The organism is Streptomyces sp. MI02-7b (assembly GCF_033793585.1).
GTDB lineage: Bacteria > Actinomycetota > Actinomycetes > Streptomycetales > Streptomycetaceae > Actinacidiphila.
On sequence record NZ_JARAWX010000011.1, the window covers coordinates 89,194 to 110,177 of the forward strand.

General features: G+C 72.9%; 16 protein-coding genes. 8 read left to right on the forward strand and 8 right to left on the reverse strand.

All coding sequences use genetic code 11. The features are described from left to right. Positions 1-136 precede the first annotated feature (136 nt). The 8 genes from PV364_RS19625 (at position 137) to PV364_RS19660 (ending at position 10,668) form a co-directional block, all read left to right on the forward strand. Positions 137-1,525: a hypothetical protein gene (locus tag PV364_RS19625; RefSeq protein ID WP_319661386.1), complete on the forward strand. Its 1,389-nt coding sequence runs from the start codon at positions 137-139 to the stop codon at positions 1,523-1,525. 20 nt (positions 1,526-1,545) lie between these two features. Then, the gene (locus PV364_RS19630; protein WP_319661387.1) at positions 1,546-2,568 is read left to right on the forward strand and encodes a glutamate ABC transporter substrate-binding protein; all 1,023 of its coding nucleotides are present in this window, start codon (positions 1,546-1,548) and stop codon (positions 2,566-2,568) included. Between the two features lie 96 nt (positions 2,569-2,664). After that, complete coding sequence (locus PV364_RS19635; RefSeq protein WP_319661388.1) at positions 2,665-3,951, forward strand: hypothetical protein; 1,287 nt, start codon at positions 2,665-2,667, stop codon at positions 3,949-3,951. Further along, positions 3,948-6,614 carry a serine/threonine-protein kinase gene (locus PV364_RS19640; RefSeq protein WP_319661389.1) on the forward strand — a complete coding sequence of 889 codons (2,667 nt, stop codon included), beginning with the start codon at positions 3,948-3,950 and terminating at the stop codon, positions 6,612-6,614. Before PV364_RS19635 ends, PV364_RS19640 begins: the two co-directional genes overlap by 4 nt. 4 nt (positions 6,615-6,618) lie before the next feature. Continuing rightward, on the forward strand, positions 6,619-7,812 hold the full coding sequence (locus PV364_RS19645; RefSeq protein ID WP_319661390.1) for a PP2C family serine/threonine-protein phosphatase: 1,194 nt from the start codon (positions 6,619-6,621) through the stop codon (positions 7,810-7,812). A 38-nt stretch (positions 7,813-7,850) separates the two neighbouring features. Next, positions 7,851-9,200: a VWA domain-containing protein gene (locus tag PV364_RS19650; protein ID WP_319661391.1), complete on the forward strand. Its 1,350-nt coding sequence runs from the start codon at positions 7,851-7,853 to the stop codon at positions 9,198-9,200. 101 nt (positions 9,201-9,301) lie between these two features. Beyond that, a complete protein-coding gene (locus PV364_RS19655; RefSeq protein WP_415924577.1) occupies positions 9,302-10,225 on the forward strand; it encodes an FHA domain-containing protein in 924 nt (307 codons plus the stop codon). Between the two features lie 29 nt (positions 10,226-10,254). Continuing rightward, complete coding sequence (locus tag PV364_RS19660; protein WP_319661393.1) at positions 10,255-10,668, forward strand: globin; 414 nt, start codon at positions 10,255-10,257, stop codon at positions 10,666-10,668. 63 nt (positions 10,669-10,731) lie between these two features. Here the strand turns inward: PV364_RS19660 and PV364_RS19665 are convergent, their stop codons facing one another. The 8 genes from PV364_RS19665 to PV364_RS19700 all read right to left on the reverse strand — a co-directional run bounded on the left by PV364_RS19665 (position 10,732) and on the right by PV364_RS19700 (position 20,691). Beyond that, on the reverse strand, positions 10,732-11,433 hold the full coding sequence (locus tag PV364_RS19665) for a hypothetical protein (protein WP_319661394.1): 702 nt from the start codon (positions 11,431-11,433) through the stop codon (positions 10,732-10,734). Beyond that, positions 11,430-11,909 carry a thioesterase family protein gene (locus PV364_RS19670; protein ID WP_319661395.1) on the reverse strand — a complete coding sequence of 160 codons (480 nt, stop codon included), beginning with the start codon at positions 11,907-11,909 and terminating at the stop codon, positions 11,430-11,432. The genes PV364_RS19665 and PV364_RS19670 overlap by 4 nt, the downstream gene beginning before the upstream one ends. Positions 11,910-11,916: 7 nt before the next feature. After that, a complete protein-coding gene (gene ettA, locus PV364_RS19675; protein ID WP_319661396.1) occupies positions 11,917-13,581 on the reverse strand; it encodes an energy-dependent translational throttle protein EttA in 1,665 nt (554 codons plus the stop codon). A gap of 437 nt (positions 13,582-14,018) precedes the next feature. Continuing rightward, positions 14,019-14,429 carry a cytidine deaminase gene (locus PV364_RS19680; protein ID WP_319661397.1) on the reverse strand — a complete coding sequence of 137 codons (411 nt, stop codon included), beginning with the start codon at positions 14,427-14,429 and terminating at the stop codon, positions 14,019-14,021. A gap of 752 nt (positions 14,430-15,181) precedes the next feature. Further along, a complete protein-coding gene (locus PV364_RS19685) occupies positions 15,182-16,597 on the reverse strand; it encodes an LAETG motif-containing sortase-dependent surface protein (RefSeq protein ID WP_319661398.1) in 1,416 nt (471 codons plus the stop codon). A 235-nt stretch (positions 16,598-16,832) separates the two neighbouring features. Beyond that, the gene (locus tag PV364_RS19690; RefSeq protein ID WP_319661399.1) at positions 16,833-17,279 is read right to left on the reverse strand and encodes a single-stranded DNA-binding protein; all 447 of its coding nucleotides are present in this window, start codon (positions 17,277-17,279) and stop codon (positions 16,833-16,835) included. A gap of 117 nt (positions 17,280-17,396) precedes the next feature. Next, positions 17,397-19,052 carry a GTPase gene (locus PV364_RS19695; RefSeq protein ID WP_319661400.1) on the reverse strand — a complete coding sequence of 552 codons (1,656 nt, stop codon included), beginning with the start codon at positions 19,050-19,052 and terminating at the stop codon, positions 17,397-17,399. A gap of 4 nt (positions 19,053-19,056) precedes the next feature. Beyond that, positions 19,057-20,691 (reverse strand): dynamin family protein, encoded by a 1,635-nt coding sequence (locus PV364_RS19700; protein WP_319661584.1) that lies wholly within the window; start codon positions 20,689-20,691, stop codon positions 19,057-19,059. Between the last annotated feature and the right edge of the window lie 293 nt (positions 20,692-20,984).

The following is a 20,984-nucleotide window of genomic DNA, read 5'->3' on the forward strand; positions in this document are numbered from 1 at the left end:
AGATCCACCCAATTCGCGGGTGGATGTCGGCGCCGGCGGCCATACTGCTGGTCATGGGCTCGGCGCGCGTGCGCGGGGATCGAGTCGGGGGGAGGGCTGGCGGATGCGGACGCCGACGAATACGGAACCGCCGACCGTGAGGGGGCCCGGCGATCCGCCGGGGCAGGACTCCGGCGCGCCCGGGGACGCGCGGTCGTGGGCGTGGGTCGACCAGGTGCGCGCGTGGCGCACGGCCGCGACCACCGAGCCGGGCCGGCTGCGGGTGATCGGGGCCCTGCTGGTGGTGCTGGTCGTGGCGTTCGGGGCGGTGACGGCCTGGCAGATCACCGAGCGCGCGACCGCGGCCGACGACGTGATCCACCACAGTGAGCCGCTCAGCGCGCGCGCTGCGGACATCTACCGGTCGCTGGCCGACGCCGGCGCCACCGCCTCCGGCGGGTTCCTCGCCGGGGGCGTGGAGCCCGCCGACGTCAGCGGGCGCTACACCAAGGACATCGACGTCGCCTCCCGGAGCATCACGCAGGCGGCGGCGAGTTCGGAGGGTTCGCCCGGATCGCGCGACCGGCTGGAGCGGCTCAACCAGCGGCTCTCGGAGTACACCGGCCTGATCGAGCGGGCCCGTTCCAACAACCGGCAGGGCTTCCCGGTCGGCGGGGCGTATCTGCGCCGCGCCAACGACCTGATGAACGAGCAGATCCTGCCCGACGCCAAGGAACTGTGGACGATCGAGACGGCCCGGCTCGGCCGTGACTACGACGACGCCCAGGCACTGCCGTGGGGGGCCTGGGCGCTGGGCGGCGTCGCGCTGGTGGCCCTGGTCTGGGCGCAGCGGCGCGCGTACCGGCGTACCCACCGGGTGTTCAACGTCGGCCTGCTGGCGGGGACCGCCGCCACCGTCGCCGTGCTGCTGTGGCTGGTGGCGGGGCACGGCGTGGCACGCGCCCGGCTGGACGACTCGTACGCGCACGGGGCCCGGTCCCTGCAGGTCCTCAACGAGGCGCGCATCGAGTCCCTGCAGGCCCGCAGCAACGAGAACCTGACGCTGGTGGCCCGCGGCAGCGGTGACGCGTACAACACCGCCTACCTCCAGCAGATCCAGGACATGGCAGGCACCAGGGCCGACGGGAAGACCGGCCTGCTCGCCCGGGCGCTGCGGCTGGCGGACGACACCGAGAGCCGGGAGAGCATCACCACCGCGATGAAGGACGCCAAGGCCTGGTGGAGCCTGAACCTCCAGGCCCGCGCGAAGGACGACGCCGGCAGCTACCTGGACGCGGTGGCCCAGACGATCGGCGGGAGCTACGAGAACGGCGAGCAGGCCAAGGAGTACACGGGCGTCTGTTTCGACGGGGTCGACAGCAGTCTGGCCAAGGCCGTCGCCCACGAACAGGAGGAGTTCGAGCAGGCCGCCGAGGACGGCCGCGGCGCGCTGAACGGACTGGGCGCCGGCGCGGCGCTCCTGGCGGTGCTCGGCGCGGCGGGAGCGGTGCTCGGCATCGGGCGCCGGTTGTCGGAGTACCGATGAGCGGCGGAGGGAGGCCGCGGATGACACGCGGGGGGCAGGGCATGCGGGGCTGGGGAGGCGTGGCCGCGATGGCCGGGCTGTGCGTGCTGGCGGTCGCCGGCACAGCCCTGCCGCTGCACTTCAGGGCGGCCGAGCGAGCGGATGCGGAGCGCGCGGCGACCATCACGCACTCGGCGACGCCCGCCGGCGCGGAGCAGGCCGGGCGGCAGGCCGCCGCCGACGACTGCGGCGGCCACCCGGAGGCGAGCCTGCTGCCGTCCGGGGAGAGCGGGCCGGCCGTCGAACGGATCAAGCAGCGCGGCAAACTCGTCGTCGGTGTCGACCAGAACGGCTACCGCTGGAGTTACCGCGACCCGGTCAGCCGCAAGATCATCGGATTCGACATCGACCTGGCCAAGGCGATCGCCCAGGACATCCTCGGCGACGACGACGCGATCGTGTACAAGACGGTGCCGACCGCCAAGCGCTTCGAGGCCGTCAACAACGGCGACGTCGACGTGCTGGTGCGCACGGTCAGCATCACCTGCGAGCGGATCAAGGAGAAGCACATCGCCTTCTCCACGGCCTACTTCGAGGCGGGGCAGCAACTGCTGGTCCCCCGGCAGGGTTCCGTCATCAAGGGTTTCGACGGCTCCATCACCGGCAAGCGGATCTGCACCGCCCAGGGCACCACCGGCGAGGCGAAGCTGGAGGAGGAGAAGGACCGGCTGCGGCCGCGGATCGTTCTCGTCCCCAACCAGCTGGACTGTCTGGTGAAGCTGCAACTGGGCGAGGCCGACGCCGTGTTCACCGACAACGCGCTCGCCGCGGGGCAGGCGGCCCAGGACCCGGCGGTGCGCCTGGTGGGCAAGCCCGTCACGACGGAGTACTACGGCGTGGCCATGAACGAGAAGGACACCGACCTGGTGCGCCGGGTCAACAAAGTGCTGGCGGACTACCGCAGTGGCGGCCCGGACAGCCGGTGGATGCAGGCGTACCGTACCTGGCTGGAGGCGGATCTCCCCGGCATCGAGGGGCCGCCGGAACCGCTGTACCGGGACTGAGGCGGACCGGCGCCCGCGCGGGCGTCCCACGACCGACGGGGAACCGGCCGACAGCTGACGCAGACACGGGGACCGGCGGAGAAGGAAGAAGGTGCGATGGCGCTCGCGGGACCATCCGGACCGGCGATGAGCCGCGAGGACGTCGACCGTGCCCTGGCGCGGCTCGGTGACGAGCGGGAGGCGATCGAGGCGTCCCTGCTCGCGCTCCAGGACCACTCCGGCCGCAGGCTGCTGGAGGGGGCGGCGCTCACCGGCGCCACCAAGGAGCGCTGGGCCGCCGCCGAGCAGGCCCTGTCCTTGCTGTGGGCGCACTTCGACGCGTACACCGACGCGCTCACCAGCGCCCGCGCGCTGCGTTCGCGCCGCCGCTGGCCCACCCAGAGCGAGTTGCGGGACCTGACGGAACTGCTGCGCGGTTCCGGCATCACGGTCTCCGGCGGCGCGGTCCCGGAGGCCGCCCGCGGACTGACCGGTCCCGCCCGGCTGAGTGAACGGCTCAGCCTGGAAGAGCTGCTGGCGCGGATGAACGACCGGTACGCGCAGGTACTGGACGTCGTCTCGGCCGTCGACGCGGTGTGGTCGGCGCTGCCGGCGCGCATCGACCTGCTCGCCGCCGAGGCGCAGCGGGTCCGCTCCCTGGCCGAGTCGGTCGGGGTGCGCCCGGGCACCCACCCCTCCGGTGACGACCTGGGGGAACTGCTGACGTCACTGGGGGCGCTGCGCGGCCAGGTCGTCTCCGACCCGCTGCTGTTCTGGACCGCCGGGCGCCCCGACACCGGGCGCTACGACCGGGCGGGCCGCGCGCTGGAGGACATACGCCGTGAGGTCGAGGCCGTCCTGCACGTGCGGGACGACGCCGACCACCGGATGATGCGGCTGCGGGACGTGCTGTCGCGCGCCGACCGGACGCTCACCGAGGCGCGCAGCGCCCGCGTCGAGGTGCTCTCCAAGATCGCCGCGTCGGAGGTCCCCGCGGTGAGCGGCGCGCCGGTCGTCCTGCAGGACCAGCTGACCGCCGCCGTGGAGTTCCGCAGGACCGGGCAGTGGCACCGGCTGTCCCCGCTGCTGGACGGTCTGGAGCAGCGTGCCGACGACGAGTTGCTGCGCGCCCGCGAGTCACTGACGGCGGTCACCGCACCTTTGGCGGTCCGCGCGGAGCTGCGGGGACGGCTGGACGCCTACCGGGCGAAGGTGGCTCGTCACGGTTTGGCGGAGGATCCGCTGCTGATGGAGCGGTACGACCACGCGCGGCGTCTTCTGTGGAGTGCGCCGTGCGATCTGCGCGCCGCGGAGAGCGCGGTGCTGCGCTATCAGCGCGCGGTGTCCGACATGCTGGTACCGGGGCAGGCGGGACCTGCCGATCACAAGGGGGATGGGCGATGAAGTGCCAGCGTCCGGGCTGCGACGGGACGATCGAAGACGTCGGCGGCGGCCAGCTGTTCTGTGACACCTGCGGCCTCGCCCCGGTGACGGCCGGCGGCGGAACCGGCACCGCATCCGGCGCGGGCACGGGACCGGGGTCCGGATCGGGATCGGGGTCCGGGTCGGCATCGGCATCGGCATCGGCCGTCTCGTCGGGGTCCGCGCCCTCCTCGCGTTCCGCCCGCTCGTCGGGCACCTCCCGCTCCTCCCGCCGCTCGGTGTCCGGGCGGCTGTCCCGTTCCCTCAGCGGCGGCACCGTCGGCGGCACCCCGGTGTCGGTGCGCAGTTCGCGCTCCGCCTCCAGCGGCCCGACCCGCAGCAAGCTCGGCGCGGGACTGGTGGCCGTTCCGCCGATCCCGCGGCCCGACCCCGCCGCGTCGGTCCTGCAGGACCCGCAGGTTCCCGAGCGGAAGCGGTTCTGCAGCAAGGGCGACTGCGGCGCGCCGGTCGGGCGCAGCCGCGGCGACCGCCCGGGGCGCACGGACGGCTTCTGCACCAAGTGCGGTCACCCGTACTCGTTCACGCCCAAGCTCCAGGCGGGCGACGTGGTGCACGGCCAGTACGAGGTGGTGGGCTGCCTCGCCCACGGCGGACTCGGCTGGATCTACCTGGCGGTGGACCGGGCGGTCAGCGACCGCTGGGTGGTGCTCAAGGGTCTGCTGGACACCGGCGACGAGGACGCCCTGGCGGCGGCGGTCTCCGAACGGCGCTTCCTGGCCGAGATCGAGCACCCCAACATCGTGCGGATCTACAACTTCGTCGAACACCTCGACCCGCGCACGGGCAGCCTCGACGGCTACATCGTGATGGAGTACGTCGGCGGCAAGTCGCTCAAGGAGATCGCCAACGAGCGCCGCTCCGCCGACGGCAGGCGCGAACCGCTGCCCGTCGACCAGGCGATCGCCTACGCCATAGAGGCGCTGGACGCCCTCGGCCACCTGCACAGCCGCAATCTGCTCTACTGCGACTTCAAGGTCGACAACGCCATCCAGACCGAGGACCGGCTCGAACTCATCGACATGGGCGCGGTGCGCCGCATGGACGACAACGACAGCGCGATCTACGGCACCGTCGGCTACCAGGCCCCCGAGGTGCCGGAGGTCGGTCCCTCCGTCGCCTCCGACCTCTACACCGTCGCGCGCACCCTCGCGGTGCTCACCTTCGACTTCCAGGGCTACACGAACGTCTTCGTGGACAGCCTGCCCGACCCCGGCAACATCGAGGTCTTCTCGCGCTACGAGTCCTTCTACCGGCTCCTGGTGCGGGCCACCGACCCCGACCCGGGGCGCCGCTTCGCCTCGGCGGAGGAGATGGGCGACCAGCTGCTGGGCGTGCTGCGCGAGGTCGTCGCCATGGGCACCGGGACGCCGCGGCCCGCGCTGTCCACGCTGTTCGGACCCGAGCTGCGCGTGGTGGACACCGAGTTGCTCGCGCCCGCGGACGGCGACGCCTCCTCGCTCGGCGGCGGCCGGAGGAACGGGCGGGCCGACGGCACGGCGGACGGCGGTGCCCCGGCGGCCGCCCCCGCCCTCGCCGCGGCGCCCCCGATGCCCGCCCTGCCACCGGCGAACGGCGCCTACAGCCCGACGGTGGCGGGCGCCCCCTACGCCGTCCCGGCCCAGCGGACCGGGTCCGCCCCCGCACCCGTGGCCGGTCATGCCGGAACTGCCGGCCCGGCGGTCACGCGGCTCGACGTACGAGCCGCCGCCCTGGCGCTGCCGGTGCCGCACGTCGACTCGGCCGATCCCAACGCCGGCTTCCTCGCGGGCATGGCGGCCGCCGCGCCCGCGGAGCTGGTGGCGGCGCTGCAGGCGGCGCCCATGGAGTCCACGGAACTGAGGCTGCGCCTGGTGCGCGCCTGGCTCGACACCGCGAACACGCGCGCGGCCACCGAGGCGCTGGACGGGCTCCAGGACGAACACGGCGACGACTGGCGGGTGGTGTGGCACCGCGGCCTGGCCGCGCTCGCCACCGGCGACCACGAGACCGCCGCCCTCGCCTTCGACGCGGTCTACGACGCCTTCCCCGGCGAGCCGGCACCCAAGCTGGCGCTCGGCATCTGCGCCGAGGTACTGGGGCAGCTGGACAACGCCGCCGAGTACTACCGGCTGGTGTGGAGCACCGACCACAGCTACGTCAGCGCCGCCTTCGGCCTCGCCCGGGTGCAACTGGCTGCCGGCGACCGCACGGGGGCCGTCGCGACGCTGGAGTCGGTACCCGAGGCGTCCATCCACTACACGGCGGCACGGGTCGCGGCGGTACGGGCCCGGTTGCGCGACCGCCCACCGCAGGAGGCGCTGCTCGGCGACCTGCGGGCCGCCGCGCGGCAGGTCGAGGACCTGCAGCGGCTGGGCCTGGACACCCGGCTGCGCGAGCAGTTGTCCACGGAGGTGCTGGGCACGGCCCTGGACTGGGTGCTCGCCGGACAGCAGGGCGGCGCGCCGGACGGCGCCACCGCCGTGGCCGGGTCGCCGGCGCTGCTGGGCCGGGACCTCGACGAACGCGGCCTGCGCTTCGGCCTGGAGCAGTCCTACCGAGTGCTGGCCCGCCTCGCCGAGCAGGGCCGGACAAGGATCGAACTGGTGGAGCGGGCCAACCGCTTCCGCCCCCGGACGTGGGTGTAACGCCATGCCCCAGACGACCATGTGCCCGGAGTGCGCCGAGCCTCTGGAGCCCGCCGACAAGTTCTGCGACGCCTGCGGCGCCGACCTGGCCGCCTCCCGGCGGCCGGAGGGCTACCCGCTCGCGCCGCCCGCGGAGCCCGAGGCGTACGAACTCGCCCCGCCCGCCGGGGAGTCCGACACGCTTGCCTTCGGACTGGGCACATCGGGGCTGACCCAGGCCCGGATCGCCGACCCCCGGATCGAGCAGCCCGGCACCGAGCCGGCTCCCCGCCCGCACTGCGTGGCCTGCGAGGTCGGCACCATCGACGCCGACGGCTACTGCGAGCACTGCGGCCACGCCCAGCCACGCCCCCGCGACCACCAGGAAGTGGAGCTCGGCGGGGTCGCCGCGGTCACCGACCGGGGCCTGCGGCACCACCGCAACGAGGACGCCTTCGCGCTGTCGACGACGGCACTGCCGGACGGCACCCCGTCGGTCGTCGCCGTGGTGTGCGACGGAGTCTCGTCCGCGTACCGTCCCGACGACGCCTCGGAGACCGCTGCGGAAACGGCGGTGAAGTCGCTGGTGCCGTCGCTGTCGCGCGGCGTGCGACCCGAGGAGGCGATGCGCGAGGCCCTGCTGGTGGCCGCGCAGGCCGTCGCCGACCTGGCCGCCGAGACGCCCGAGGAGGAGAGCCGGCGGCACCACAACGCGCCCGCCTGCACCTGCGTCAGCGCGGTCACCTCCGGCAAGACCTTCACCGTCGGCTGGATCGGCGACAGCCGCGCCTACTGGATTCCCGACGACCGCTCGGTCCCCGCCGCCCGGCTGACCGAGGACGACTCCTGGGCCGAACGCATGGTCTCGCTCGGCCTGATGACGCAGGCCGAGGCCTACGCGGACGAACGGGCCCACGCCATCACCGGCTGGCTCGGGGCGGACGCGGTCGAACTGGACCCGCACACCGCTTCCTTCGAGCCGGACGGACCGGGTGTAGTGGTGGTGTGCACCGACGGCCTGTGGAACTACGCGGAGTCGGCCGCGGAGCTCGCCTCGGTGATGCCCGGGGACGCCCGCGTCCGGCCGCTGCACTGCGCCCGCACTCTCGTCGGCGTCGCCATCGATGGCGGAGGACACGACAACATCACCGTGGCCGTGCTGCCCTTCCCGGTGGCCCGACCCTCCGATCCTCCTCTCCACCACTCCTCAACTCGTTGATCCCGCTTCTTGGTTGACAAGCGCTAGGAGCGCACCCGATGGCCAACTTCTCCAAGTCCAACGTGCCGCAGTTCTCCGTCGACATCTACCAGAACGAGTTCCTCCCGGAAGGCGGCCGCGAGGTCAACGCGATCGTCACCGTGACCTCGACGGGCGGTGGCACCTCGGGTGGGCTGCCGCTCGCCAGCCAGGCCCCCGCCGACCTGCCCGGCACCCGTCCCGGGGCAGCCGTGGTGATCATGGTGGACTGCTCGGGTTCCATGGAGTACCCGCCGACCAAGATGCGCAGTGCCCGCGACGCGACGGCCACGGCCATCGACACCATCCGTGACGGGGTCGCCTTCGCGGTGGTGGCCGGCACCCACCAGGCCAAGGAGGTCTACCCGGCCGACGGGGGCCTGGCCGTGGCCGACCCCAGCACCCGTCACCAGGCCAAGCAGGCGCTGCGCCGGCTCAGTTCGGGCGGCGGCACGGCGATCGGCACCTGGCTGCGGCTGGCCGACCGGCTGCTGGACACCGCGGAGGGGTCGATACGCCACGGCATCCTGCTGACCGACGGCCGCAACGAGCACGAGAAGCCGGAGGACCTGCGCGCCGCCCTCGACGCCTGCGCGGGCCGCTTCACCTGCGACGCCCGCGGTGTCGGCACCGACTGGGAGGTCAAGGAACTGACCGGCATCGCCTCGGCGCTGCTCGGCTCCGTCGACATCGTCGCCGACCCCTCCGGCCTGGAGGCGGACTTCCGGCAGATGATGGAGACGGCCATGGGCAAGGAGGTCGCGGACGTGGCCCTGCGCGTGTGGACCCCGCAGGGCGCGGAGATCCAGTACGTCAAGCAGGTGGCCCCCACGGTCGAGGACCTCACCGCCCGGCGCGCCGAGGCCGGTCCCCGGGCCGGCGACTATCCGACGGGCTCCTGGGGCGACGAGTCCCGCGACTACCACGTCAACGTGGTCGTCCCGACGGCCGGAGTGGGCCAGGAGATGCTGGCGGCCCGGATCTCGCTCGTCCAGCCGCACCCGGACGGCACGCCGCAGGTGCTCGGGCAGGGCCTGGTGCGGGCGGTGTGGACCGACGACATGGCGGCCTCCACGCGGATCAACCCGCAGGTCGCCCACTACACCGGCCAGGCGGAGCTGGCCCAGGTCATCCAGCAGGGCCTGGAGGCCCGCAAGCAGGGCGACTTCGACTCCGCGACCGCCAAGCTGGGCCGCGCGGTGCAGCTGGCCAGCGCCTCGGGCAACGAGGACACCGCCAAGCTGCTGGCCAAGGTGGTGGACGTGGTCGACGCGGTGACGGGTACTGTGCGGCTGAAGGCCAGGGTCGCGGACGCCGACGAGATGACCCTGGAGACGCGTTCGACGAAGACCGTCCGCGTCAAGAAGTAGCGTGGTGGGGTACAACGGGGCGGAGGGGGAGAGAAAACGACATGTCGACTTGCCCGAACGGTCATGAGTCCGCGACGGACGACTGGTGCGAGGTGTGCGGGATGCGCATGACCTCACCGGCGGCCGCCTCCGCCCCGCCCGCCTCCTCCTACCCACCGCCACCGCCCCCACCGCCGTACTCGGGCGGCTACGACCCGGGGTACGACCCCGGCTACCACCCCGGCTCCGGTGCCGGTGCGGGGTACGACCCGGGCCGCGGCCACGGCGGCCGGGCCTACGACCCGGACGCCACGGCGGCCGTCGAGCCGTGCCCCCACTGCGGGACACCGCGCGAGGGCTACGCGCAGTTCTGCGAGGAGTGCCGCTACAACTTCGTCACACACGCGGGCACGACCTTCGTCCCGCAGTCCCCGGCCGGCGGGACGACGGGTGCACCGCCCTTCCCGGCCGCCCAGCCCGGCATGCCGCCGTACCAGCGGTACGAGTCGTCCCTGACCCGCCCGTCGCAGGTGAACCGGCCGGCCGAGCCGCTGGAGCCGCAGTCGGTCACCGCCGGCTCCGGCGACTTCCTGCTCACCCCGCCGGCCGCGTACGAGCCCGAGGCGCCGCCGGCGGGCCCCGGCACCTGGACCGCCGTGATCGGCGCCGACCGGGAGTACTTCACGGCGATGATGGCCCGCAGCGGCCCGGAGGCCCAGGGCCTGTACTTCCCCTCCTACTCCCCCGAGCAGCGCCTGCCGCTCACGGGTCCGCAGATCACCATCGGCCGCCGCCGGCACAGCACCGGAGAGGCTCCCGACATCGACCTGGCGCGGGCGCCGGAGGACCCGGGTGTCTCCCACAAGCACGCCGTGCTCGTGCAGCAGCCGGACGGCGGCTGGTCGGTGGTCGACCAGGACTCCACCAACGGCACCACGGTCAACGGCGGCGAGGACTCGATCAAGCCCTTCGTGCCCGTCCCGCTGGGCGACGGGGACCGCGTCCACGTGGGCGCCTGGACGACGATCACGATCGTGCGCGACTGACTCCCGGCTCCACCGGGCCGTCTGAGACCATGGGACACGTGACTGAGATCCCGCGGGGCACACTCGACCAGCAGACGTTCTACGAGGCGGTGGGCGGCGAGCCGACCTTCCGACGGCTCGTCCACCGCTTCTACGAGGGCGTCGCGCAGGACCCGGTCCTGCGGCCGATGTACCCCGAGGAGGACCTGGGCCCCGCCGAGGAGCGGCTGCTGCTCTTCCTGATGCAGTACTGGGGCGGCCCGCGCACCTACAGCGAGAACCGCGGCCACCCCCGGCTGCGGATGCGGCACGCGCCCTTCCGGGTCGACCAGGAGGCGCACGACGCCTGGCTGCGCCACATGCGCGACGCGGTGGACGAACTGGCCCTGGAGCCCGACCACGAGCGTCAGCTGTGGGACTACCTGGTGTACGCGGCCGCGTCGATGGTGAACTCGCCCGGCTGACGGCCCCCGCCCCGGGCGCCGGGGCCGAACGGCCCGGCGACCCGGTGGCCCGCGGCCCGGTGGTCAGACGGGGCTGACCGACAGCCCCAGGCCGCTGCCGCGGCGCACCGCGACCGAGCCGTACGACGTGCGCAGCCGCAGCCACGACCCCGCCGCCAGCAGGTCCATCGCCGGCTCCCCTTCCCCGCCCGCCGCTCGCGGGGCCGGGACGGTGGCGCGCACCGGGCGCAGGAAGCCGAGGGCGTGGGCGGCGTGCACCGCCCGCAGCGGCAGGCCGGTCACGCCGAGCTGCCGGGACCAGATGCCGTCCGCCAGCGCGTCGAGCTCCGCCCGGGTGCGGTGCTCGGGCGCCAGGGCCTCGCTGCGGGTGCGGAACTCGGTGACCGCCGCGGCGGCCACCGCCCGTACGTCGTCCGGCGAGGGCAGTCCCTCCACCCGCCGCCAGCCACCGCGCGGCGGCAGTACCCCGGCCCACGCGGGGCCGGTGACGGCGGCCGGCACGGCGACCGTGCCCGCCTCCTCGTCGAGGCCGTCGAGCAGCTGCCCGGCGGAGACGGTGGCGTCCAGCTCGTGCGCCTCGGCGAGTTCCGCTGTGCGCACGGCCAGCACGCCGCCCCCGAAGGGCGGCTGGCCGAAGACCGCGAGCACCTCCCCGAACGCCTGCAGCCGGACGACCGCGGCCTTGTCCCAGCGCAGAAGCCGGGCCAGGAAGACGGCGAAGCCCTCCGCCTCCCTGGCCTCGGCGAGCAGCAGCGACGCCGTCATGCGGCCGCGGCCTCCCCCTTGGCGGCACCCGCGCCGGCACCGGCACCGGCACCGGCCGGGGCTCCGGCCGAGTCGTCGTAGTACGCCTCCAGGAAGGCGCGCTCCTCGGCGGTGATCCGCCGCGGCCTCCCCTGCTCGAGGTCGTACGGCACGACGATCGTGGAGGCCCGCACGTAGACGGTCTCCCCGTCCTTGATCTCGTACGCGACGGTCATCGAGGCCGCCCCCACCTTGGTCACCCATGTCTCGACGGTCACCGGCTCGTGCCGGTGGACCAGCGGGCGCAGGTAGTCGATCTCGTGACGGGCGATGACCGAACCGCCCGTGAACGACGCGCTGCCCTCCCCGGGCGCCAGCCGGAACATGAAGTCGACACGCGCCTCCTCCAAGTAGCGGAGGAAGACGACGTTGTTGACGTGCCCGAAGGCGTCCATGTCCGACCAGCGCATCGGGCAGGGGTAGATGTGACGGGCCATCAGGCGATCAGCCCCGGGTGAGCTTCTTGTACGTGGCGCGGTGCGGACGGGCCGCGTCCGGGCCGAGCCGCTCGACCTTGTTCTTCTCGTAGGACTCGTAGTTGCCCTCGAACCAGAACCACTTGGACTCGCCCTCGTAGGCGAGGATGTGGGTGGCCACCCGGTCCAGGAACCAGCGGTCGTGGGAGACGACCACGGCGCAGCCGGGAAAGTCCAGCAGCGCGTTCTCCAGCGAGGACAGGGTCTCGACATCGAGGTCGTTGGTCGGCTCGTCGAGGAGCAGCAGGTTGCCGCCCTGCTTGAGGGTGAGCGCCAGGTTGAGGCGGTTGCGCTCACCGCCGGACAGCACGCCGGCCGGCTTCTGCTGGTCCGGGCCCTTGAAGCCGAAGGCGCTGACATAGGCGCGGGACGGCATCTCGACCTGGCCGACGTTGATGTAGTCCAGCTCGTCCGACACGACCGCCCAGAGGGTCTTCTTGGGGTCGATGTTGGCGCGGCTCTGGTCGACGTACGAGATCTTGACCGTGTCGCCGACCTTGATCGTGCCGGCGTCCGGGGCCTCCAGGCCCTGGATCATCTTGAACAGTGTGGTCTTGCCCGCGCCGTTGGGGCCGATGACGCCGACGATGCCGTTGCGCGGCAGGGTGAAGGACAGGTCGTCGATGAGGACCTTCTCACCGAACGCCTTGGAAAGGTTGCTGACCTCGACCACGATGCTGCCCAGGCGGGGGCCCGGCGGGATCTGGATCTCCTCGAAGTCGAGCTTGCGCATCTTCTCGGCTTCGGCGGCCATCTCCTCGTAGCGGGCCAGACGCGCCTTGGACTTGGCCTGCCGGCCCTTGGCGTTGGAGCGGACCCACTCCAGCTCTTCCTTGAGCCGCTTGGCGCGCTTGGCGTCCTTCTGGCCCTCGACCTTGAGACGGGACTGCTTGGTCTCCAGGTAGGTGGAGTAGTTGCCCTGGTAGGGGTAGGCGCGGCCGCGGTCGAGCTCGAGGATCCACTCGGCGACGTTGTCCAGGAAGTACCGGTCGTGGGTGATCGCCACGACGGTGCCCGCGTACTTGGCCAGGTGCTGTTCCAGCCACTGGACGGACTCGGCGTCCAGGTGGTTGGTGGGCTCGTCGAGCAGCAGCAGGTCGGGAGCCTCCAACAGCAGCTTGCAGAGCGCGACGCGGCGCTTCTCACCACCGGAGAGGTTGGTCACCGCCCAGTCGCCGGGCGGGCAGCCGAGGGCGTCCATCGCCTGCTCCAGCTGGGCGTCCAGGTCCCAGGCGTTGGCGTGGTCCAGCTCCTCCTGCAGCTTGCCCATCTCGTCGAGCAGCGCGTCGGAGTAGTCGGTCGCCATCAGCTCGGCGATCTCGTTGAACCGGTCCAGCTTGCCCTTGATCGGGCCCACGCCGTCCTGGACGTTCTCCAGCACGGTCTTGGACTCGTCCAGCGGCGGCTCCTGCAGCAGGATGCCCACGCTGTAACCGGGCGAGAGGAACGCGTCACCGTTGGACGGCTGCTCCAGGCCCGCCATGATCTTGAGCACCGTGGACTTACCGGCGCCGTTCGGCCCCACGACACCGATCTTCGCTCCGGGGAGGAAGCTCAGGGTGACGTCGTCGAGGATCACCTTGTCGCCGTGCGCCTTGCGCGTCTTGCGCATGGTGTAGATGAACTCAGCCAAGAGAAACCGTCCGGCAATCGATGTGTGGGCAGATACACCCCATCTTGCCTGACCGCCACCCCTGGGCGGAAACCAGTAACTTCGAAGCCCTGTGACCTGCGATCTCTCGGGCATCTCAGGGAGTCGATCTGTGACTGCCGGTCGCCTCCGGTCGCCTTCGCGCCACCTCGAACGGCCCGCAGACGGCCGGCAGACGGCTCGGCCCGGCGTTCGCCGAGTCGTCGCGACTCCTTCTTGGCGCGGTGTGTGCACCCGGGACTCCCCGCACTTCCCCCGCTTCCCCGCGGGCACAGGGCGGGCACGCGGTGACGTGGCCGGCGCCATTGCGCTGATCGGCGCGGTCTCCTGTGCGGGCCGGGACGACCCCGAGGGCGGACGTCGTGGGCAGTCGCTTCCCCTGCCGTCGATGTGCGTCGCGCCCTTGCGGTGGCTGCGGGTCAGTCCAGCGGGTCGGGCCACTCGTGGGCGGGCAGAAGGTCGCGGAGCCTGGCCGTCCTGGTGCGTCCGAGGACCACCTCGGTCCGCAGGTTCTCCGGGGCGATCTGGCGCATGAACTCCCGGCACCGGCCGCAGGGCGGCAGGACGTGCAGGGCGCCCTCGTCGTTGCGCCACACGGCCACGATCTTGGCGATCCGGTACTCGCGGGCGGTGACCATGGCGGCGATGGCGGCGTGCTCCGCGCAGAACCCGGTGCCGGACCCGGTGTCGATGCACACGCCGGAGTAGAGGTTGCCGGCCTCGGTGACCAGCGTGCAGCCCACGTCGCCGAACAGCCGGTCGCCCACCCGGTGCGGGTGGAGCACGGCCTGTGCGGCGGCGATCAGTTCGTCGTTCGGCACGGTGATCACGCAGGGAAGGTATCCGCGCCCACCGTCCCGGGGCCACCGGATTGTCGGCGCGGCGCGCCGCTCGCGGGCAGCCCGAACGCGGCGCGGGCCTCGGTCCCGGGGTCGGTCAGGTTCGCGGCGGCGCCACCGGTGAGCCGTTGGGCCTCGGCGGCGCCTCCCCGGGACAAATGTGCCGCCGCCCAGGCGGAGGAGTCGCCGTCGGGCTCTCACGAGACGTCGCTCATCCGGGCGGGTGCCGTGGCCGGGGACACCGTCAACACCCCTGCCACGATTGCGCCGTCGAGCATCGTCACGCCCTCGCTGCCGCGCCGTACGAAGTGCCCGCACCACGCCACCAGGCCCACTCGCAGACCGGCGCCCGTGGGCCGGATCCCGATGTCCCGATGACGTGCCCGTGCAGAAACCGCGCGGCGCGACCCCGTTCTCCTCTGGAGAGCCGTCACCGCCGACCGGGCCCAGGGAGTCCGTGAGCAGGTAGCGGTCCACGGCGGGGGGTGCGGCCCGTTCGAGCGCCGTGGCGCCGCGTGGCGCCGCGTGGCGCCGCCGGAGCTTCCCGCTGGGTGCACCACAGCGCCCCGGCCAGGACCGTGACCGGGCGAGGGACACAGACGTCGGCGGTGGGCCACGTCGGGCTTCGGATGCCGTGCCCGGGTGGAGAGTTGCGGGGCGACTCAAGGGAAATGCCCAGGGGGCGGCGGTCGATGACCTCCGCCCCCTGGGGGTGGGACTACGGCCGGAGCCGGTCAGTCAGCTCACTCGGCGGGAGCGGCCGGCTTCTTCTTGCGGAGGAAGAAGACCGCGGCGCCGCCGATGACGACCAGCGCGATCGCGATGCCGGCGATCACCGGGGTGGCGCTGCTGGAGCCGGTCTCGGCGAGGTCGCCGCCCGTGGTGGAGCCGGTGTCAGCGGTGCCCTCGCTGGAGCCGCCGGCCGAGGCCGGGCTGGGCGAGGAGGACGGGGTGGTGGTGCTGCCGCCGGAGCCGGCGGTGTCGCAGTCGAGGACACCCTCGAAGGTCTTCTCGAAGCCGTTCGGGCCCGAGATGGCGATCTTGTACGACTGGTCCTCGTCCACCGGCACGGTCACGGTCTCGGACTTGCCGGCCTCGATCGTGTACTCCTTGCCGGACAGCGAGAACGTGAACGGCTGGTCGCCCTCGTTGGTGGCGGTGACGTCGACGCCGTTCTTGTCGCAGTCGACCTCGGCGGAGACCGCCGGGATCGGACCCTTGGCGGCCCAGGTGCCGGTCGCCGACGCGGTGACGGTGCTGTCGCTGGAACCCGCCAGGATCTGCACCTGCGTGGTGGTGTCGATGCCGGTGAAGGCACGGCCGACCGGGAGCTTGGTGTTGGCCGAGGCCGTCAGGGACGTGGTGCCGTCCGGCGTGCCGGCCGCGACGTCGAAGTACAGCGCGTCGCCGTCCTTGGCGGTGCTGACCTCCTGGCCGTCCTTGTCGGTGATCTTCACGCCTTCGGGCGTGCTCGGCGCGGGGCTCACCGTGACGCTCGCGGCGTTGGTGTGGACGGTGATCGGGCCGAGCAGGTCACCCGCCTTGCCGGAGACGGCCGGCGGGTCGAGGGTCAGCGAGGCCGCCGGCTCGTCGAGGGTCTGGGCGTTCTTGCCCAGGTAGTCGGCCAGCTCCTCCGCGACGGGGTCCACCGCGTCCACGTCGGCGTTGTCCGAGAAGCGCCAGATGGCGACCTGCGTGCCGGCGGCGGCGAGCTGCGGGGTGAGGTCACCGCTGAGCTTCGCCGCGGACCTGAGCGCCGCCAGGTCGTTCACCTGCGGGTACGAGTGCTGCAGGATCCAGTTGATCTTGCCCGCGTTCGGGTTGTTGTGCAGGCTCGACTGGTCCCAGGAGACCTCTTTGTATCCGGCCTTGCCCTGGGTGGGGTTGTGGATGTCGATGCAGTACGTCTGGATGGTGCCGCCGCCATCGACGGTCATCTCGAAGAGACCGGCGGAGACATTGTCGTCCCTGCCGTTGTCGTGAATGACGGCCTTGTCGAAGGTCTTCAGATCGCCGAGCGTGGCCTTGGCGCCCGCGGTGGGGGTCGCGTCGTCCGCCGCAGCGGACCCGGCGCCGGCCATGGAACCGACCGCAATGAGGCCGGAGGCCACTATCGCGGCGGCAAGACGGGCAGTTCCCCGCCTCCGTACAGTGAACATGAAATTCCCCTCCGGGCGAGGCCGGTCGTGGGGCACGTGCCTCGCCGACAGCTGTGGATCCCCCGTGGAACGCCGGGGTACCCGAAGAATCCTAGGAAGCACGCGTATCAAAGCCATCAGGATTCACGACGGCCCGGGAATTCGAATCGCAATCGTTACCGGCGCGTACGTGTAAACGCGAGTTTGTCGATAAATCCTCGCCCGTCCACGAGGGGCGAAGTACCTGCAGTCCGGATTATCCGGACAGCGCCACCGCGGGATCGGCCGGCATGGGCTGCCCTCCCTCGGGCACCGGCTGCGGAACCGTCAATTCCGGCCGGGACAGGGCCACACGGCGGAATGCCGACGTCCCCCGGGTCAGGTCGTGACCCGCGGCGACCGCGTCGATGTCGGCCGAGATCCAGCGCTGCCCGTCGCGTTCTTCCTCACGCACCCTCAGCCGCCCCTGGACCAGCAGCGGTTCACCCACTCCCACCGAGGCCACCACGTGCTCGCCGAGCGCCCGCCACGCCCACACCGTGTAGAAACTGGTGTGACCGTCCGCCCAGCCGCCACGCTCGCGGTCCCAGCGGCGTGCGGTGGCGGCCAGCCGGAACCGGGCGACCGGCACACCTGTCGGCGTCTTCCTGAATTCCGGCCGGGTCGCGACATTCCCGACGACGGTGACCAGTGTCTCGCTCACAACCGATTCCCCCTTGTTTCCGTGCCGCCGCCGGCGGCCCTTTCACCGCCGTCCTCGCGGCAAAGCCATCGTGCACCGCCGGCGACGGTCGTGGAGAAATCGGATTCAACCTGTGGATTACTGCCCGGTTGTGGACAACTCCGTCACCCGGAAGTGTCGACCCGCCAGAACTCCGTACTGCTCGCGCACCTCCCGGTAGCGCAGCAGCTCCGCCGCGACCGGCTCCAGCACGCGAGCCCTCCCGCAGTCGGCCGCCGCGTCCGCCAGTCGGCGTTCGGCCGCCTGGCCGTGCCGCCGGGCCGGACCCCGGGCCGCGAAGCGACCGGCCCGGGCCAGCGCGGGCCCCCCGCCCGCCCCGGCACCCAGCAGCACCAGCGACAGCCACCACGGCGTGCCGACGGCGCCCGCGGCGGCCGCGGCACCGCACAGCGTGCCCGCCATCACCAGCAGCGCCAGCAGCCACTGCGCCGTGCCGACCGCCGACCACCAGCCCGGCCGTCCCGGCTCGCCCGGCTCCGCCCGCTCCGCCGCCGCGTCCAGTGCCTCGGGCAGGGCGTCGCCGCCGCGCCGGGCCGCCTCGCGCACCGCCTGCGCCCATGGGGCGGGCAGTCCGACGGCGGCGTCCGCCGCCACCATGCGCACCGCCTCCTCGACCACCGCCCGCGACGCGGCCAGCGCGGGCCGCCGACCGGCCTGCGCCACGTCGTGCGGCCCCTCGCCCGCCGAGGCACGCACGCCGCCGCGGACGAGACCCGGCAGCCGCCTCCACGGTGTCCCGCACGCCTCGTCGGCTGCCCTGATCCACTCCCGTTCCGCGGTCCGTCCGGCGGCCGCGGCGCCGACCGCCTGCGCGAGCCGGATCGCGAAGTCCTCGCGTGCGGCGTCCGTCAGGCCCGTCGCGCCCTCGGCGACGTACAGCGGGCGCAGCCGTTCGGCGAGCCCGTCCACGTCGGCCGACAGCCGCCGGCCCGCCGCGGCGCGCTCCGCAACGATCTGCTCGATCGCCGACCGCAGTTCGGGCACGCCGTCACCGCTCAGCGCGGAGGTGGCCAGCACCATGGCCCCGTCCTCGCCGTGCTCGCCGACCGCGAGCCCGTCCTCGTCCAGCAGGCGCCGCAGGTCGTCCAGGACGAGTTCCGCGGAGTCGCCCGGCAGCCGGTCGGTCTGGTTCAGGACGACGAGGGTCACGTCGGCGTGCCCGGCGAGCGGGCGCAGATAGCGTTCGTGCACGGACGCGTCCGCGTACTTCTCCGGGTCCAGCACCCACACGACGACGTCGACCAGCGTGAGCAGCCGGTCCACCTGGTCGCGGTGGGTCAGTGCCGCCGAGTCGTGGTCGGGCAGGTCGAGGAGGACGAGCCCGCCGAGACCGCCGGGCCCTGCCGGCCCGTCGTGTTCCGCGCCTCCCTCCCCCGCCGGGTGCTCGCCGTCCAGCACGCTGTGCCGGGCGTGCCGGTGCCGCGGCGGGATGCCGAGCCGGTCCAGCAGCCCGGCAGCGCCCCGCGGGTCCCAGGCGCAGGCCACCGGCTCGGAGGTGGTGGGCCGGCGGACGCCGACCCGCGCGAGCTCCAGCCCGGTCAGCGCGTTGAACAGCGACGACTTCCCACTGCCCGTAGCTCCGGCGAGTGCCACCACGGTGTGGTCCGCCGACAGCCTGCGCCGGTCGCCGACCCGTTCCAGAAGCTCCCCGGCCCCGTCCAGCGCCTCCGGGCTCACGCGCGTTCGCGACAGCCCCAGCAGTTCCGACAGCGCGTCCACCCGCTCCGCGAGCACCCGCTCACCTCTCCCACAGTACGTACGACTTCTGCATCACGGAGAGCTCCGCGATGAGCGATGCCTGCTGGCCGGCCGTGACGTCCAGGGCGTCCACCGGCCGCACGCGGCGCTCGCGTTCGGCGTCCAGCAGCTCCCCGACGATCCGGTCCAGCGCCTCGCGCGCCCGGTCACCGGCCCGCAGCGCGGCCAGGGCGCCGCCCAGAGTGGCGAGCCGTTCGCCGGCGGGGGCACCACCGCGGCCACCGAGCAGGGCGACGCCGAGCAGCGCGGCGGCGTCCTCGGGGTCCACGTCCTCGGGCGCGGAACTCACCGCCTCGTACGCGATCCTGCTCAGATTCCAGCTCCAGTCGGCGACGGCCTCCTCGATACGGTCGTCGAGGCCCTCGTCGGCGGGCATACGGGCCGCCGCTTCCAATGGGGCGCTGCCCGCGCGATCGCGCCGCCAGTCGTCCAGGATGCGTTCGTCGGCGGCGGTGATCCGGGTGCGCAGCAGAACCGCCAGTCCCTCCGCGAGCGCGCTCTGCAGGGCCCCGGAACCGCAGTCCGGATACCCGCGCCAGCACGCCAGCGCTTCGCCGGAGAGCGCCGCCCCCGAGGTCACGGCCTCATCGAAGGCTTCCTGCGCCGCGTCGTACGCGTCGTCCACGTACCGGGCCAGACGCGTCGCCGCCGCGTGCTGGGCGGCGGACGCGCCCGCGAGTTCCGGCAGCCGGCTGTCGAGCGAGCCGAGCACGCCGGACGCGGTGCGCCGGGCCGCCTGGTGCCGCGCGGCCGGATCCTCCGCGCAGTGCGCGAGCCAGCTGCCGAGCGCGGCCACGGCCGTATGCGGCAACAGCCCGCCGCCGCCCGCCGACTCCGGCAGCTCAGGCACGGTGAAGCGCGGTACGTCCCCGAGGCCGGCCCGGTCCAGCAGCGCGGCATAGTGGTCGGAGACGTCGTCGAGGATCTGGTGCGGCACCCGGTCCAGCACGGTGGCCAGGGTGACGTCGTACTCCTTGGCGGTGCGCAGCAGATGCCACGGGACCGCGTCGGCGTACCGGGCCGCGGTCGTCACCAGGATCCAGATGTCGGCGGCGCAGAGCAGCTCGGCGGCGAGTTCGCGGTTGCGCACGACGAGGGAGTCGATGTCCGGCGCGTCGAGCAGCGCCAGACCGCGCGGCAAGGTGTCGTCCGTCTCCAGCCGCAGCCACAGCGGGCCGTCGGAGGCGCCGTGGTCGTCGTCCGCCTCACGGCCGCCGTCGTCCGCGTCGCTCGCGGCCCGCGGCCGGGGCGCCCACGCCCGCGCCAGCCCCGGCAGCACCCGGGGATCGGCGAACCACGCCCGGTCCTCCGGATGGCACACCAGCACCGGTGTTCGCGTCGTCGGCCGCAGCACTCCCGCGTCGCTCACCCGCCGCCCGATCAGCGAGTTGACCAGCGTCGACTTCCCCGCGCCCGTCGAACCGCCGACCACCGCCAGCAACGGCGCCTCCGGTGCCCTCAGTCTGGGCACCAGGTAGTCGTCGAGTTGCGCCAGCAGCTCTCGGCGCGTACGGCGGGCCCGGTCGGCCCCGGGAATCGGGAGAGGAAAGCGCGCGGCGTCAACGCGGTCGCGCATCGCAGAGAGCACGTCCAGCAGCTCGGGCCTCGTGTCCAAGATCGCCACAGACGCAGAATGCCCCATTTTGGTGGGTTTTTGAAGCGTATTTCGCGTACTTCACGCCTTTCGGCCCGCAAGAGGGTCCCAACGGGACAGGTGGGCACCAAGAGACAGCGGCATAACGAGTGCACAACAGCCGCCGACTGGTGCGTCAAAAGTGGTGCGACATTCGCACCTGCCTGCGATTATCAGACCGCTTCACCGAACCTACACAACGTGTCATGAAGGCGAAGCAACCGGCCGCACATCAGCCGCGCCCTATCCTTGTCCCCGGCAAGGTCACGGATACC

Coding starts and splice junctions, on each gene's coding strand:
- PV364_RS19665 (WP_319661394.1), bottom strand. CDS start 11,433: ATGACGGCGTCGCTGCTGCTCGCCGAGGCCAGGGAGGCGGAGGGCTTC.
- PV364_RS19650 (WP_319661391.1), top strand. CDS start 7,851: ATGGCCAACTTCTCCAAGTCCAACGTGCCGCAGTTCTCCGTCGACATC.
- PV364_RS19640 (WP_319661389.1), top strand. CDS start 3,948: ATGAAGTGCCAGCGTCCGGGCTGCGACGGGACGATCGAAGACGTCGGC.
- PV364_RS19655 (WP_415924577.1), top strand. CDS start 9,302: ATGCGCATGACCTCACCGGCGGCCGCCTCCGCCCCGCCCGCCTCCTCC.
- PV364_RS19630 (WP_319661387.1), top strand. CDS start 1,546: ATGACACGCGGGGGGCAGGGCATGCGGGGCTGGGGAGGCGTGGCCGCG.
- PV364_RS19670 (WP_319661395.1), bottom strand. CDS start 11,909: ATGGCCCGTCACATCTACCCCTGCCCGATGCGCTGGTCGGACATGGAC.
- PV364_RS19645 (WP_319661390.1), top strand. CDS start 6,619: ATGCCCCAGACGACCATGTGCCCGGAGTGCGCCGAGCCTCTGGAGCCC.
- PV364_RS19635 (WP_319661388.1), top strand. CDS start 2,665: ATGGCGCTCGCGGGACCATCCGGACCGGCGATGAGCCGCGAGGACGTC.
- PV364_RS19685 (WP_319661398.1), bottom strand. CDS start 16,597: ATGTTCACTGTACGGAGGCGGGGAACTGCCCGTCTTGCCGCCGCGATA.
- PV364_RS19660 (WP_319661393.1), top strand. CDS start 10,255: ATGGGACACGTGACTGAGATCCCGCGGGGCACACTCGACCAGCAGACG.